General features: G+C 63.5%; 11 protein-coding genes. 3 read left to right on the forward strand and 8 right to left on the reverse strand.

Annotated features, from left to right (window positions below):
- Positions 1–25 precede the first annotated feature (25 nt).
- On the reverse strand, positions 26–1,306 hold the full coding sequence (locus G404_RS0105700) for a M28 family peptidase (RefSeq protein WP_028640225.1): 1,281 nt from the start codon (positions 1,304–1,306) through the stop codon (positions 26–28).
- A 262-nt stretch (positions 1,307–1,568) separates the two neighbouring features.
- Here G404_RS0105700 and G404_RS0105705 point away from each other — a divergent pair, with 262 nt between their 5' ends.
- Positions 1,569–2,381 carry a DUF2189 domain-containing protein gene (locus G404_RS0105705; protein WP_028640226.1) on the forward strand — a complete coding sequence of 271 codons (813 nt, stop codon included), beginning with the start codon at positions 1,569–1,571 and terminating at the stop codon, positions 2,379–2,381.
- A gap of 57 nt (positions 2,382–2,438) precedes the next feature.
- On the opposite strand, the gene G404_RS0105710 is transcribed toward G404_RS0105705, so the two are convergent.
- From G404_RS0105710 to radA, 7 genes are all read right to left on the reverse strand, one after another.
- Complete coding sequence (locus G404_RS0105710; protein ID WP_028640227.1) at positions 2,439–3,992, reverse strand: aminoacyl--tRNA ligase-related protein; 1,554 nt, start codon at positions 3,990–3,992, stop codon at positions 2,439–2,441.
- Between the two features lie 48 nt (positions 3,993–4,040).
- On the reverse strand, positions 4,041–4,595 hold the full coding sequence (gene phaR, locus G404_RS0105715) for a polyhydroxyalkanoate synthesis repressor PhaR (protein ID WP_028640228.1): 555 nt from the start codon (positions 4,593–4,595) through the stop codon (positions 4,041–4,043).
- A 93-nt stretch (positions 4,596–4,688) separates the two neighbouring features.
- Positions 4,689–5,735, reverse strand: coding sequence for an alanine racemase (locus G404_RS0105720; RefSeq protein WP_028640229.1), 1,047 nt, complete (start codon positions 5,733–5,735; stop codon positions 4,689–4,691).
- A 2-nt stretch (positions 5,736–5,737) separates the two neighbouring features.
- The gene (locus G404_RS0105725) at positions 5,738–7,345 is read right to left on the reverse strand and encodes an MFS transporter (RefSeq protein ID WP_028640230.1); all 1,608 of its coding nucleotides are present in this window, start codon (positions 7,343–7,345) and stop codon (positions 5,738–5,740) included.
- Positions 7,346–7,379: 34 nt separating this feature from the next.
- Complete coding sequence (locus tag G404_RS0105730) at positions 7,380–7,802, reverse strand: iron-sulfur cluster assembly scaffold protein (RefSeq protein ID WP_028640231.1); 423 nt, start codon at positions 7,800–7,802, stop codon at positions 7,380–7,382.
- 10 nt (positions 7,803–7,812) lie between these two features.
- Positions 7,813–8,454 (reverse strand): CvpA family protein, encoded by a 642-nt coding sequence (locus G404_RS18255; RefSeq protein WP_084601078.1) that lies wholly within the window; start codon positions 8,452–8,454, stop codon positions 7,813–7,815.
- A 120-nt stretch (positions 8,455–8,574) separates the two neighbouring features.
- Positions 8,575–9,939: a DNA repair protein RadA gene (gene radA, locus G404_RS0105740; protein WP_028640232.1), complete on the reverse strand. Its 1,365-nt coding sequence runs from the start codon at positions 9,937–9,939 to the stop codon at positions 8,575–8,577.
- A gap of 702 nt (positions 9,940–10,641) precedes the next feature.
- Here radA and G404_RS0105750 point away from each other — a divergent pair.
- Both G404_RS0105750 and G404_RS0105755 read left to right on the forward strand, forming a co-directional pair.
- Positions 10,642–13,395, forward strand: coding sequence for a TonB-dependent receptor (locus G404_RS0105750; RefSeq protein WP_156906215.1), 2,754 nt, complete (start codon positions 10,642–10,644; stop codon positions 13,393–13,395).
- A 140-nt stretch (positions 13,396–13,535) separates the two neighbouring features.
- Positions 13,536–15,590: a tetratricopeptide repeat-containing sulfotransferase family protein gene (locus G404_RS0105755; protein ID WP_084601058.1), complete on the forward strand. Its 2,055-nt coding sequence runs from the start codon at positions 13,536–13,538 to the stop codon at positions 15,588–15,590.
- Positions 15,591–15,656 lie beyond the last annotated feature (66 nt).

Raw genomic sequence — 15,656 nt, forward strand, 5'->3', positions numbered from 1 at the left:
GCGCGCGCCGGGACGCCTTTGCAACCTAGAACCCGCCCCCCGGCAGCGCCGATGCGATCGGGCTGGCGCTGCCATCGGCGGCAATCGCGCTGACCCCGAAGAACCAGTCATCGGCGCGCACGCCGTCAAGCCGGACTGTCGTGCCGCTGGTGGTCAGGACTTTCTCCTCCCAGCCCGGCGCATCGGTGCGACGGCGCCACACGGCGTAGCCTTCGGCACCCGGGACAGGCTTCCAGCTGAGCGTGGTAAAGGTTTGCACAGCACCCTTGGTATCGGCGGTCGGCGCAAGCGGGGCAGCAGCCAGCGCCGCCAGCGCGCGCACGTTCAGCCGGGTCACCTTGGCAAGATAGGCGAAATCCATCTTGTCGATGGTGTCGCCATAATCGTGCCCGTCGGCCTTGCGCACGTCCTGATGCTGCGCGTCATAATTTTCGACCGCGACGGTAAAGCGCACCGCCGGATAGCCCGCCTCTTCAAAGGGCAGGTGATCGCCGCCGCGCCCCATGCGATCGGCACGCCAGATCTGGCGCACCGCCAGCGCCGGATCGGCAAGCCCGGCGATATAGCGCGACAGATTGCGCGACGGGCTGTCATTTTCGCCACCGTTCAACCGCTGTGCCTCGGCCAGCGCCGGGGTGGCGTTGCCCCGCGGGCCTTCGGAAAAAACCCGAACATGCGTATGGTCGACCAGGCCGTCCGACCCGCGCGAATTGCCGACGATATCGTTGTTGAGCACGGCCTTGACCGTCCAATGCTGCGCGCGGGCATAATCGGCCAGCAGCTTGCCGCCATACAGGCCCTGTTCTTCGCCCGAGACAACCGCATAGACAATGGTTCCGGCAAAATGTCGGTGGCACAGCACGCGCGCGGATTCGAGCACCAACGCCGTGCCCGAGGCATCGTCATTGGCCCCCGGTGAATCGCCGGTGGCATCCAGCGGGTCGCTGCGGCGGCTGTCGAGGTGGCCCTCGACGATCACCACCTCGTCAGGACGCTCGGTACCGCGCTGGATCGCCAGCACATCCATCAGCCGGGTTGGTTGCGGGACACGCTTGCCCGTTATCACGGTCTCGGGCTTCACGATTGTGACGGCATCCCCGCAGCTTTCGCGGAAATCTGCCTCGGCCCAGGTGCGTGCCGCGCCGATCCCGCGTTTTGGATCATCCTGCGTCGACAGCGTGTGGCGCGTGCCAAACGCCACCTGACGTTCGACGCGCGCTTTCAAACGCGCTTCGGACACGTCATCGGCAGGCGCGGCCAGGGCGGGGCCCGCGACAAGCGCAAGGGCGTAAAAAGCGGTTCGCATCGGCCATGCCTAATGCCAATCGGCCCGCGCTTGAAGCAAAAACGTGGCTCGCAGCGGCGCCGGCGTGCGCATTTGCACCACATTTTTTCTGTGCAGATCAGCGCCACAGGCGTACACGTGTTGCATCAGGCTTTGCGACGATCCGACCTCGTGACTTGCTTTGCACTTTTGCCTTATCGATCCCGGTTGTCGTTGCACGCCCGATCACACGCCCGCGTGAAGCGCATCCCCGCTTTGCGAAAGAGGCGCGAGGAGAGCGCATATGGCAATCGCACACCCGGCTGGTGCGTCACCAGCGATCCATGACATTGAAATCCGTTCGCTTGGCCTGCAGGATCTGCGGGTTTCCCTGGCACAGGGCTGGCACGATTTTCTGAACAAGCGGGGTGATCTGCTGTTCCTCGGGTTGATTTACCCGGTGATCGGCCTGCTGGCCGCGTTGGTGGCGTCGAACAGTTCGGTTCTGCCGCTGGCGGTGCCGGTGGCGGCAGGCGCGGTCCTGCTGGGGCCGGCCGCGGCCAGCGGGTTCTACGAACTGGCGCGGCGCCAGGAACTCGGCCTTGATTCCAGCTGGCGTCATTTTCTCGATGCGCAGCGCGGGCCCACGGCCGATGCGCTGATGACGCTGACGGCCATGCTGGGCCTGCTGTTCCTGGTGTGGATCCTGGCTGCTGCGGGTATAACTTTTGCAATGATCGGCGTGCGGCCCTTCGACAGCGCCAGCGCCTTTGTTCAGGCCGTGCTGACCACGCGGCAGGGTTGGGAAATGGTCATTGTCGGCAATCTGGTGGGGCTTGGCTTTGCCATTCTGGCGCTGGCCATGTCGGTGGTGTCGTTCCCCATGCTGGTCGATCGGCCGGTGGGCGTGCGCACGGCATTGCGCACATCGCTGCGGGTGACGGCCAAAAACCCGATGACGGTCGCGGCGTGGGGCTTGATCGTGACCGGCATGCTGGTGCTGGGTGCTTTGCCCGCACTGGTCGGTCTGGGTGTTGTGCTGCCGGTGCTGGGCTATTCGACCTGGCACCTGTACACGCGCGCCGTCGTCCGCCCGGCCGATGCGAGTGCGGCCTGACGTCAACGGCCACGGCGGCATCGCGCCCGTTCCAGGGCCCGATGCCGCCGTGTGATGTCAATAGGCGCGGGCGACCAGGATGGTTTCCACCGCCGGTTCGCCGGTAAACGGGCACATGCCGGCAGGCTTTGCCGCGTCCATCGGCGTGTTGCGGATGGTCAGTTTGAGCGCCTTCAACTGTTCGACCACTTTGTCGAGAGCAGCGCCGGTCGGGCGCGACCAGCCCAGTTCCACCCAGCCCGGCGCCAGCGCCGATTGTTCGCGTTCATCGGCAAAATAGGCGGTCAATCCGGCCAGGTCGGTGATCCCGCGTTGAATCCGCGCATCGCGCCACGCGGTCGCCGCGGCATGAAGCGCATTGCCATAGGCCACGATTTCGGCCGTGGCCGCGCTCAGGAACGCATCACGGTCTTGCCCCTGGAAATCGACCTTGCCATCATCGCGCCACAGCCGATCGCGGCGCAGCACCGAGACCTGTCCGTTTTCAGCGTCGCGTCCGCCGATTTCCAGCACCAGCGGCACGCCCTTCTTGACCCAGGCCCAGCGCTTGGCCGTGGCCTTGCCGGGTCGTTTGTCCAGCAGCACGCGCACGCGTTCGCCATAGACGGTCTGCACAGCCAGCGCGGCGCGAATGCCTTCGCAATAGGCAAGCAATGCCTCGTCCCCGTCGTTGTCGCGCAGCATCGGCAGGATGACCACCTGGTGCGGCGCAACCTGTGGCGGGGTCTGCAACCCGTCATCGTCGCCATGGGTCATGATCACCCCGCCGATCAGGCGCGTCGATACACCCCAGCTGGTGGTGTGACACAGTGCCTGCTGCCCCTGCTTGTCCTGATAACGGATGCCCGCAGCGGTCGAAAACGTGGTGCCCAGATAATGCGAGGTGCCCGCCTGCAGCGCCTTGCCATCCTGCATCATCGCCTCGATCGAATAGGTATCGACCGCGCCTGGGAACCGTTCGTTTTCGGGCTTGGCACCTGCCACCACGGGCATGGCCAGCACGTCTTCGGAAAAGCTGCGGTACATTTCGAGCGCGCGCAGCGTTTCAACCATGGCATCGGCCTCGTCCGCATGCGCGGTATGGCCTTCCTGCCACAGGAATTCGCTGGTGCGCAGGAACATTCGCGTGCGCATTTCCCAACGCACCACGTTGGCCCACTGGTTGGTCAGCATCGGCAGATCGCGCCACGACTGGATCCAGCGCGCCATCGCCGCACCGATTACCGTTTCGGATGTCGGGCGCACCACCAGCGGTTCTTCCAGCTTTGCCTCGGGATCGGGGATCAGCCCGCCCTCACCATCGGCGATCAGGCGGTGATGCGTGACAACCGCCATTTCCTTGGCAAAGCCATCGACGTGCTCTGCCTCTTTGGCAAAAAACGACAAGGGGATGAACAGCGGAAAATAGCAATTTTCGACGCCCGCATCCTTGATGCGCTCGTCCATCAGTTTCTGGATGCGTTCCCAGATACCATAGCCCCAGGGCTTGATCACCATGCAGCCGCGCACGCCCGATTCCTCGGCAAGCTCGGCTTCGGCGATCACCGCCTGGTACCACTGGGCAAAGTCTTCGGCGCGCGTCACGGGCAGCGCATGCTTGATCTTGGTCATGCGCCACCGGTTAGGGGGATGGACAGATTCGGGCAAGCGCCTGCGGTGTTACTTCACCAGCTTGTCGAGCTTCTTCTGCATTTCCTCGACCTGGCTGCGCAGCGTCGACAGCTCGTCGGCATCGGCAGGCGGCGTCTTTTCGGCGGTGGCCGCTGGCGCGCCGGGCACGAACGCGGTAGCGGCAGCCTTGAAGATTTCCATGTTGCGCTGGGCAATCTGGGCCAGCGGATTGGCACCGATGCTGTCTTCGATCGCCTTGCGCAGCTTGGCCTGGTTTTCGCGGAAATGATCCATCGACGCTTCTAGATAGCCGGGCAACAGCGCCTGCATCGAATTGCCATACATCGAGATCAGCTGGCGCAGGAAATTTGTCGGCAACATCTGGCTGCCGCCGGCCTCTTCGTCCATGATGATCTGGGTCAGGATGGTGTGGGTCAGGTCCGAGCCGGTCTTGGCATCGATCACTTTGAAATCGATGTTGTCCTTGACCATCTGCGCCAGGTGTTCAAGCGTGATATAGCTGCTGGTGCGCGTGTTGTACAAACGCCGATTGGCGTACTTCTTGATGATGACCGTCTCGCCGTCTTTTGCCGCATGTGCCATCGAGTCACGTCCCGCCATTTATGGTTATTGGCCAAGGTTAGCAGGCGCAGCATGGGCAATGCAACAAAAGTCGTATTGCGGTTTGTACAGACTTCACTTTCTTGCGAAACGGCGGTGCAACACAGTCAGCAATTCATACTGTGACAGGCCGCTTTCAACCGCTGCCCTGCGCAAGTCGTAATCGAGCGTCAGCCAGTCGCCCTCGTGCAGATCGGGCGCCAGGGTCAGGTCGATTGCGGTCAGATCCATCGAGACCCGCCCGATGACTGGCAGCTTCGCGCCGTCCAGGCCGAACGACCCCCGGTTGGACCAGCACCGCAGATAGCCGTCGGCATAGCCCAGCGCGACCACCCCCACACGCATCGCGTGCGGCGCAACAAAGGTGGCATTGTAGCCCACAGCATCGCCCGCCACCAGATCGCGCAACTGCAGCACGGCGGCTTGCGGTCGTGCGACCTGCCGCACGACACCCTCCATTTCGCGGCGCACCACGCCGCCATACAGGGCTATCCCCGGACGGGTCAGATCGGCATGATACGCCGCGCCCAGCGCAATCCCGGCGCTGTTGGCAAGGCTGTAACGGCGCGCGCGCACCAGCGCCCTGGTTCGGGCAAACCGTTCGAGTTGCGCCGCATTTTGCGCAACATCCTCGTCCGCGCTGGCAAGATGGCTGAGGCACAGGTCAATATCCAGCCGCCCCAGCATCGGATCGCCAAGGTCCTGCATCGCCAGACCCAGACGGTTGATCCCGGTATCGACCATGACATGGCAGGGCCCGCCCCCTGCCGCCAGCCAGCGCGCCACCTGGGCCAAGGAATTGAGCACCGGGCGCACGCCTGTTGCCAGGGCAAAAGCCACATCGGCATCGGCCATCGGGCCATGCAGCACTGCCACTTGCGCCGCGGGCACATGCGCAATCACCTCGGGCACTTCGCACCAATGCGCCACAAACCAGTTGCGGCACCCCGCCTCGGCCAGCACCGGCACGACCTGGCCCACGCCAAGGCCATAGGCATCAGCCTTGACCGCGGCGCCCGCGCGCGCCGTGCCGCTCATGGCATCCATGGCCCGCCAGTTGGCGGCCAGGGCGTCGGTGTCGATCTGCAAACGCAGCGGCGATGGGGGCAGTGGAGGCAGCATGATCACCTTGTTTCGGGCAATCGGACATGACGCAATCCGATCACCGCAATCGGCAGCGCCATAAGCACGACGCACCAGGTATACCAGAGCCCTGCATAAGGATTGCCGGTTTCCGCCACGATCAGCCCGGAAATGAACGGCAGGAACCCGCCGAAATAGCCGGTGCCGAGATGATACGGGATCGACATCGAGCTGTACCGGATGCGCGGCGGAAACATTTCGACCAGTATCGCCGCCGACGGACCATACGTTGCCGCAGACAGCGTCATTGTCACCACAATGCCAAACACGACACCCGCCATGCCCCACAGCGATGGCCGCACCTTTTCAAGGTGATAGTCCACCGCCGCCAAAGCTGCGCCAAGTGCTGCCTGTCGCTCCGGCCTGGCGGCGGCAACCCAGCGATGCAGATCAAGCGGCACTGCGCCGGCGTGCAGGGCCAGTGCCGGCGCCTGCGCCACATGATACCGCATGCCCATTGCGCTCAGGTCAGCCAGCAGCCGCGCGCAAGCGGTATGCTGATCCGCAGCAAATGGATCGTACCGGCAATCGGGCCCCGACACGACCAGCGGCACCCGCGCCGACAACGTGTCGAGCACCGGATTGGCGCAATACCCGATCAGCCAGACCGCCGGAAACAGCAGCAGCAGCGCCGCGACGTAGCCGCCCACAAACGGCGCCGTCCGGCCCAGCCTGTCCGACAGATGGCCGAACGCGATCATCAGCGCCATGCCGAACAGACAGGCGACAGCCATCAGCAATTCGGCGGTGGTGTCTTCTACCCGCATCGCCGATTTCAGGAACGCCAGGTTGGAAAACATCGCGGTATACCACAGCACCGTGCCCCCCGCGGTGATCCCGAACAATGCCACCGCAATCCGCCGCCGGTTTCCGGGGTAGGTCATGCTTTCCTTCAAGGGATTTCCGGCCACTTCGCCTGCCGCCTGCATCGCCTTGAACACCGGGCTTTCCGACAGTTTCAGCCGCATCCACAGCGAAATCGCCAGAAGGCCAAGGCTTAGCAGGAACGGCACGCGCCAACCCCACGTTGCCCAGACCACCGGCGGCAGAAACGTCTTGCAAAGCAGGATCACCACCAGGCTCAGCAAAAAGCCGCCGCCCACGCTGGCCTGGATAAAGCTGGTGTAGAAACCCCGCTGTCCGGCCGGGGCATGTTCGGCCACATAGACCGCAGCGCCGCCATATTCGCCGCCCAGCGCCAGGCCCTGCAGCACGCGCAGCGCAATCACCATGCCCGGTGCAGCCAGGCCAATGGACGCCGCAGACGGCACCAGTCCCACCCCGGCGGTGGCCACGCCCATCAGCACGACCGTGATCAGAAAGGTATATTTGCGGCCCAACCGGTCGCCCAGGTATCCAAACAGCACCGCGCCCACCGGGCGAAATCCAAAGCCCACGGCGAACACCAGCCAGAACAGCAGGGTCGACAGCATCGCGTTGCCCGATGGAAAGAACGCCTTCGACAGGATCGGGCCCAGCGTGCCGTAGATGAAGAAATCGTACCATTCGAACACGGTGCCCGCCGATGATGCCGCGATCACCAACCGCATATCCGCCGTGCCCGCCACATCGTGCCGATCCTGCGCCATCCCCACCCCCGTCAGGCCGCAGTCGATGCGTTCCCTATCGCTTCAATGCCTCAAGTGCGGCATCCCACGCCAGCACGATTGCACCGTGGCGCGACGGATACGCACGGGCCTTCGCAATCACGCCCAGCCCCGGCCATGCTGGCAGGTCCCCCTCACCCGCCAGCCACAGACCCAGCGCCGCGCGTGCAGCCGCAATGTCGGCAAAATCCCGCCCCGGCGCGCCCTGGGCAAAGGCAAAGGCTGCGGCCTGTCCGATGGCGCAGGCATGCGTGCGGATGCCAAGATCGACAACGTGCCCCGTCGCGTTGAGGGCAAACCCGATCGCCAGTGCACTGCCGCAGGTGCGTGACCGCGCCTCGCCCTTATGGGGCAGGCCGTCGTTCCACGGCCAAGCGGCAAGGCCGGTCGCGGCGGCAAGCACGTCCGAGGTGTAGAGCGTGGCGGGGCGGGTTGCCATCACGGCGGGCTTATTGGCTGTCGGCGTGGTGACGGTGCGATCGGCGCGGTGGGGCATGCACCGGCTGGATCGTGCCGGCATCGTCATCCTTGCTGGTGTCATCGGCGGTTGCGGCATCGATCGCGGCACCTGTGGCCCGGGTCCGTGCCGATTGAACTGCTTCGCTGCGGCGATGCCCGACCATCGTCATCAGTTCGTCGCTGGCAGCATTGAGAAACGGATACGTGCGCCCGTCCTTGATCCAGTCCGGCCGGCCCTTGGCGCCCCACACCACGTCATAGGCAAAGACCAGCAGCGAAAACGCCAGGACCATGATGACAAAGCCCTTCAACGCACCGAACCCGAACCCGAGCACGCGGTCGACCGGGCCAAGCACCGAACGCCTGCTGGCGCTGCCCATCTGCCGCGCAATCAGCTTTGTGCCGAAAAACGGCACTGCCAGCAGGATGAAAAACGCGATCACCCCTGCGCCGGTTTCGTTGTGAACCGTGCCGACCAGCAATCCGGTCAACGCCGCATGCCCATAATGCACCGCCAGCAACGCCAGGCACCATGCCGCCAGCGACAGCACTTCCTCGACAAAGCCGCGAAAGAACCCGGCAACCGCGGCAAAGCCGACAACGCCGAAGACGATATAGTCAAAGCCGCTCATGCGATCGATTTGATCCTGGCGGCGCATCGCGATGCGCCCAGGGCCGGGCCCATCAGGGGGAACCCGGACGGGGCGGCGGGGTCAAACGCGCGGGGCAATGGATGGCACATCGCCAACGACCTAATCGGACCCAATTATGCGGTCAACGAGATTTGGCAGCAGCGTCAGCGGCGTGTGCCGCGCGCCGCCATCGGCATCGGCCCCGGCCGGGCCGAAGGTGCGGGCAAAGCCCAGCTTGGCAGCCTCGCGCATGCGGATCGCGGCATGCGCAACATTGCGCACTTCGCCGGCCAGCGACACTTCGCCAAACCACGCCGCCTCGGCCGGCAAAGGCTTGTCCGCCAGCGCCGACACCAGCGCCGCCGCCACCGCCAGATCGGCAGCGGGGTCGGTCAGGCGATAGCCGCCTGCCACATTCAGATAGACTTCGGCAGACGAGAAATTCAGCCCGCAGCGCGCTTCGAGCACCGCCAGCAACATCGCCAGCCGACCGTTGTCCCACCCCACCACCGCGCGGCGCGGGGTTGCCCCGCTGGCCAGACGCACGGTCAGCGCCTGGATTTCGACGAGCACCGGCCGCGTGCCTTCAAGCGCTGGAAACACCGCGCTGCCCGGCACCGGTTCGTTCCGGCCCGACAGAAACAGCAGCGACGGATTGCCCACTTCCTCAAGCCCGGCGCCCGCCATTGCAAACACGCCGATTTCGTCGACCGCGCCAAACCGGTTCTTGAGCGCGCGCAGGATCCGGTATTGATGGCTGCGTTCGCCTTCGAAACTCATCACCACATCGACCATGTGTTCCAGCACGCGCGGGCCCGCGATCGTGCCGTCCTTGGTCACATGCCCCACCAGCACGACGGCCGCGCCGCTGTCCTTGGCATAGCGGATCAGTTCAAAGGCGCAGGCGCGCACCTGGCTGACCGTGCCCGGCGCGCCTTCGATCTGGTCGGAATGCATGGTCTGGATCGAATCGATCACCACCAGCGCGGGCGTGGGCATGCCGACCAGCGTGGTCAGGATATCGCGCACCGACGTGGCCGAGGCGAGCAGCAACGGCGCCTTGCCCAGCCCCAGGCGCCCCGCGCGCAGCCGCACCTGATCCGACGCCTCTTCGCCGCTGATATAGACCGCACCGCCGCCGGCCTGTGCCATATGCGCCGCGGCCTGCAGCAACAGCGTCGATTTGCCGATCCCGGGTTCGCCCCCCATCAGCACCGCCGAGCCTGCGACCAGCCCGCCACCCAGCGCACGATCGAATTCAGCCAGACCGGTCTGGCGGCGCGGAGGCAGTTCAACCGGATGATCGAGCGGGACAAAGCGCACCTGCCGCCCCCCGCCCGACAGGTCATGGCGCGCCGAAAACACCGTTTCGGGGGCCTCTTCGGTCAGGGTGTTCCATTCGGCGCAATCGGGGCATTGCCCCTGCCAGCGCGTGGTGACGCTGCCACAGGCCTGGCAGACATAGCGACGTTTTGGTTTTGCCATGGCGCACGCCTAAACCGAACATTTCATGAACACAAGCCGGCTGCAATCGCATCTGGTCGACGCTCGCGACGATTCGCTGGGCATCGGGTGTTGCGCGCAACCCACAGGCGATCCGCCTTTTTTACGCAGCGATGCATTCAAGGTCCGGCGGGGTGCGCCGCAACGCCCCGCCAACCGGGCACCGCTTGCGCGATTGCGCGGACCATCAATACCCAACCGGCGCATGATTTGATCCGGATCAAATTGCGGCGCACGCGCCGGATCAAGCGATCGCGCGACCGGTACTTATACAGGCGGCTTTGATCATGGCGTTACTGCGGATTTTTCCAACACCGGTACGCGGCAACGTGCAGTAAAACCGGGGTCCATTCGTGGCGTACTGGCGCGGATCGTTGTCGAAAAATGTTTTTGGCATTTTTGTTGGAAAATATCTTGGCCGAAGGTCACGCGATTTTCAGACAATCGCGCATGTCATAGCCCCCTCATAAATTCTCATAATGCCTTGTATGATCGCAAGGCGCCCGGCATAACCCACTGTAGGGAAAGACAGCGCCATATCGACTGTCTGCCCAACCGACCGGAGACGGCGCGGGGAGATGCAACCGGGGGGATGCTGTTTTGCCAATGCAAGACCGCCCCAACCCCGATCAATCGCCCCCCTTTGGTCCTGTCGGTCGGTTTGGCTTTGCCCAGGGGGGTAGTATGAAGACCAGTATCCAGATGCTGAAATTCGGTTTGTTTGCAGGCTCGGCGCTGATGGCGCTGTCCGGCACGGCACGCGCACAGGCGCCTGCTGCCGATGCAGTGACCGCGCCGACCAATTCGGGCGAAATCATCGTGACCGCGCAGCGTCGTGACCAGTCGCTGCAGGACGTGCCGATGACGCTGCAGGCGCTCAACGCGGATTCGCTGAGCAAGCTGAACGTGACCACGTTCAACGATCTGCTGAAATACACCCCCAACGTAACCTTCGGGAACAACGGCCCCGGCCAGGGCGCGATCTTCATGCGCGGCCTGTCCGCCGGTTTTGCCGGTGAACAGTCGGCCGGTACCATCGGCGGCTTCCCCAACGTGGCGCTGTATCTTGATGACCAGTCGATGCAGTTCCCGGCGCACAACGCCGACGTCTATGTTGCCGATATCGAACGCGTCGAAGTGCTTGAAGGCCCTCAGGGTACGCTGTTCGGCGGCGGTGCGCAGGCCGGTGCCGTGCGTTACATCACGGCCAAGCCCAAGTACGACCGCATCGAAGGCAAAATGGAAGGCAGCTTTGGCGGCACCGCCGGTGGCGCAGCCAATGCCGCGTTCAACGCGATGATCAATATCCCGATCGTCAAGGATCAGCTGGCCATTCGCGCAGTGATCTATGACGATCACCACGGCGGCTATATCAACAACGTCTATTCGACGTTCACGCGTCAGCCGACCGACCTGGGTTCGTACTATGTGGCCTACGGGAACAACCACAACACCCTGACCCCCGGTCAGCAGACCAACGCGGGCCAGTACAACAATGCCCAGCAGGTGCAGAAGAATTTCAACCCGGTCGACTATGTCGGCGGCCGCGTCGAACTCGGCTGGAAGGTTGCGCCCGACTGGGATCTGCTGCTGACCGAATCGTATCAGAAGCTGGACACCAAGGGCACGTTTGCCACGCAAACCTACAGCGATGACTATCAGCCGCTGACCGGTCTGTCGTCGACGCTGTTCGTGCCGCAGTACAGCACCGACGATTACTGGAACACCGCCTGGTCGCTGAACGGCAAGGTTGGCGATTTCAAGGTGATCTACACCGGCGCCTATATGGCGCGCCACATTTCGCAGCAGGGTGATTACACCAACTACGCGCGTTCGACCTATGGCATCTTCTATCAGTGCACCAACGCCGGAAACTATTACTTCGGTCACTATGGCAGCGCACCGTATTGCTATGCGCCGACCGGGTACTGGACCGACAACATCCGCACCACGCACCAGAGCCACGAATTCCGCGTGACCACGCCGGAAGGCAAGCGGGTTCGTGCAATCCTGGGTGCCTACTATGAATCGTTCAAGATTCAGGACAACCAGGATTGGGATTACAAATCGATCCCCACCTGCAGCCAGTCGCAGACCCCGGCGCAGATCGCCGCATCGGGCAGCGTTTGCCTTGGCCTGGTGGCGCCCAACCCGAATGCCACGCTCAACGTTCCCGGCCCGCGCGGCCCGAACGTGGCCTTTGGTGAAGACACCCAGCGTGGCTACAAGCAATACGCAGCCTTTGGCTCGGTCGATTTCGACATCACGTCGAACCTGACCCTGACCGGCGGCACGCGCTATTACAACTACAAGGAATACGAGACCGGTTCGGTCTACAGCTCGTTCAACATCGCCTGCTATCAGGTTCCGGTCTGCGCGACCGGGTCGAACCTTGATGCCGACAACTTGCACGTCACCTACCACGGCTTCAAGAGCAAGGGTGTGATCACCTGGAAGCCGGTTGAACACACCATGATCTACGGTCTGTTCAGCCAGGGCTTCCGTCCGGGTGGCTTCAACCGCGGCCCTTCGGCGCGCGTTGAGGACCCCACTCTTCCGTATCTCACTGCAGGTGGCGCAGGGAGCGCGACAAACACGGGCAATGGCAAGAACTACCAGCTTTTGGTCTCTTCGGGCTATCGCCCGGACACGCTGACGAACTGGGAAGCCGGTCTCAAGACCGATCTGTTTGACCGCAAGATGACCTTCAACCTGTCCGGTTACTACATGATCTGGCAGGATACGCAGGTCGGGTTCTTCAACCCCTCGGCCGGCTTTGGCAACACCGCCTTTGCCACCAACGGCCCCAACTATCACATCAAGGGTATCGAAGCGCAGGTCGTGGCGCGTCCGATGACCGGGCTGTCGATCCAGGGTTCGGGAACGTATAACGACAGCACGCAGTCCAACTCGCCGTGCTTCATCGCCAACAACCCCACCGCGTCAACATATGGCCAGTGCATCACCCAGGTTTATTCTGGCAACGTGAACAGCCCGAAGCCGGTCCAGAGCCCGTTCGGCAACGTCGGCGATGTCACGCCGTTCAGCCCGCACGTCCAGGCGAACATCCGTTCGCGCTATGACTGGGCCGGCAAGGCGGATTTCAACTGGTTCGTTTCGGGCGGTGTTTCGTACACCGGCGCGATGTACAACGAACCGGCGACCTATCCGTCGGGTGACGTGGCCGGCAACGGCAGCGTCGTTGGCCCCAACGGCATCATCGTTCCGGGCACCACCGTGCTGCGTTACAAGATGCCCGGTTACGCGCTGGTCGATGCGTCGTTCGGGTTCAGCCACGACAACTGGACGGTCACGCTGTATGGCGAAAACCTGACCAACAGCCATGCCAGCACGTTCACCAACTCGGCCGAATTCATCAAGACCTCGATCCCGGTTCGTCCGATGATCTATGGCGTGAAGATCAGCACCAAGCTCTGATCGACACGGGTGCCAAGGCAACAACGGGGGCGGCGCGTCATGCGCCGCCCTTTTTGTTTGCGGCATCGCCCGAAACCCGCATGCACCCGTCACAAAACTCGCTTTGACAACGACACGGCAATTGCCGACAGGATCGCGCCATGGCCACGCAAACCACATCGCCCAGCCCCGCCCCCGCCGCACTGTCGCCGCTGGAGGCCGAAGTCACCCGCCTGTTCGCGTTGCAGGCAAAGGATGATTACCGCGGTGCGCTCGACGGCGCGAGCCGCCTGCTGCAGACCCATCCGGTCAATCGCGATCTGCTGCTGATTGCCACGCATTGCCTGCGCATGCTGCAACGCACCGACGACGCGCTGGCCATGGCCAACCGCATGGCCGAGCATCATCCGCATTTCAGCCAGATGTATCTCGAACGCGGGCTGTGCCACGTGGCACGCCGCGATGCCCCCAATGCCATCGCCGACTTGCGCATGGCGGTGGCGATCAATCCGGCGCTGCCCATGGCGTGGCGCATGCTCGACGGGCTGTGCCGCATGACCGGCGATACCGCCAATGCGGCGGTCGCGGCACGCCATGTTGCCCATCTGGCCAGCATTCCCCCGCCGGTGGTGCGTGCCAAGATCCTGTATGGCGATGGCGAAATCGACCAGGCCGAAATGATGGTCCGCGAATTCCTGCTGAGTTTTGGCGATCATCCCGAGGGCATGCGTCTGCTCGCGCAGATCGGGTTCGACCGCAATGTGCTCGACGATGCCGAAACGCTGTATGCCGGCGTTCTGGCGATGGTGCCCGACCATCACGAAGCCCGCAGCGAATATGTCCAGACGCTGATCGCGCGGCACAAGTTCCCGCAGGCGCGCGAGGCGCTGGCGCCATTGCTGACACTGGCCCCCCACGATGCCGCGCATCGCACCCAGTCTGCCACGATCACCGTGGGCCTGGGTGATTTCGATGCGGTGATCCCGATCTATCAGGACCTGTTGTCCGAAATTCGCGACAGCGATGTCGACGCCGCCCCGCGCCGGGCCGATCTCAATTTGTGGCTGGGTCATGCGTTCAAGACCATCGGCCGGGTGGACGAGGCAATCGCCGCCTATTGTGCGGCAACCGAGGCCCGCCCCGATTTCGGCGATGCCTGGTGGAGCCTGGCCAATCTCAAGACCTATCGTTTTTCCGAACAGGCGATCGCGGTGATGCGCGAACGCCTGGACGATCCGCAGACCCGCCCGAACGAACGCATTCATATTGCCTTTGCGCTGGGCAAGGCGCTGGAAGATCACGGCGATCATGCGGCGTCGTGGGCGGCGTATGCGCTGGGCAACGAGCTGCACCGCGAAGCCAATCGATATCACCCCAAGGTGTTTGAAACCAACACTGCCGAGCAGCGACGGGTGTGCACCGCGGCATTCTTTGCCGAACGTGCCGACTGGGGTATCGCCGAGGCCGATCCGATTTTCGTTCTGGGCCTGCCGCGGTCGGGCTCGACGCTGATCGAACAGATCCTGGCCAGCCACAGCATGGTCGAAGGCACGCAGGAATTGCCCGACATCCAGCGCATCGTGCACGAATTGCAGGGGCGCGAAATGGATTTCGACAATCCGCGCTATCCCGCGGTGCTCGACACGCTCGATGCCGCCACCATCCGCCGGTTTAGCGAACAGTACATGGCCGACACGCGCCCCCACCGCGCACTTGGCCGCGCCTATTTCATCGACAAGATGCCCAACAATTTCCGGCATATCGGCCTGATCCACCTGATCCTGCCCAACGCCACCATCATCGATGCGCGGCGCAATCCGATGGATTGCTGTTTTTCCAATCTGAAGCAGCTGTTCGCGCAAGGCCAGGAATTCACCTATGGCATCGACAATATCGCGCGCTATTACAGAACCTATCTCGATCTGATGCGCCATTGGGATGCGGTGCTGCCCGGTCGCGTGCTGCGCGTGATCAACGAAGACCTGATCGACAATTCCGAGGGGCAGATCCGGCGCATTCTGGATCACTGCCGCCTGCCCTTTGAGGAATCCTGCCTGAATTTCCACCAGACCCGCCGCAGCGTGCGCACCCCCAGTTCGGAACAGGTGCGCCGCCCGGTAAACCGGGACGGGGTCGACCAATGGAAGCCCTATGCGCAATGGCTTGGCCCCTTGCGCGATGCGTTGGGCGACGCCCTGGAGACATGGCGGGCGTAGCGCCCTGATGACCAATTGATGACAATTCCGGGGCGAATCGCTCGGTCGTGTAACATTGCTTCGTCA

The organism is Novosphingobium acidiphilum DSM 19966, from assembly GCF_000429005.1.
Lineage (GTDB): Bacteria > Pseudomonadota > Alphaproteobacteria > Sphingomonadales > Sphingomonadaceae > Novosphingobium > Novosphingobium acidiphilum.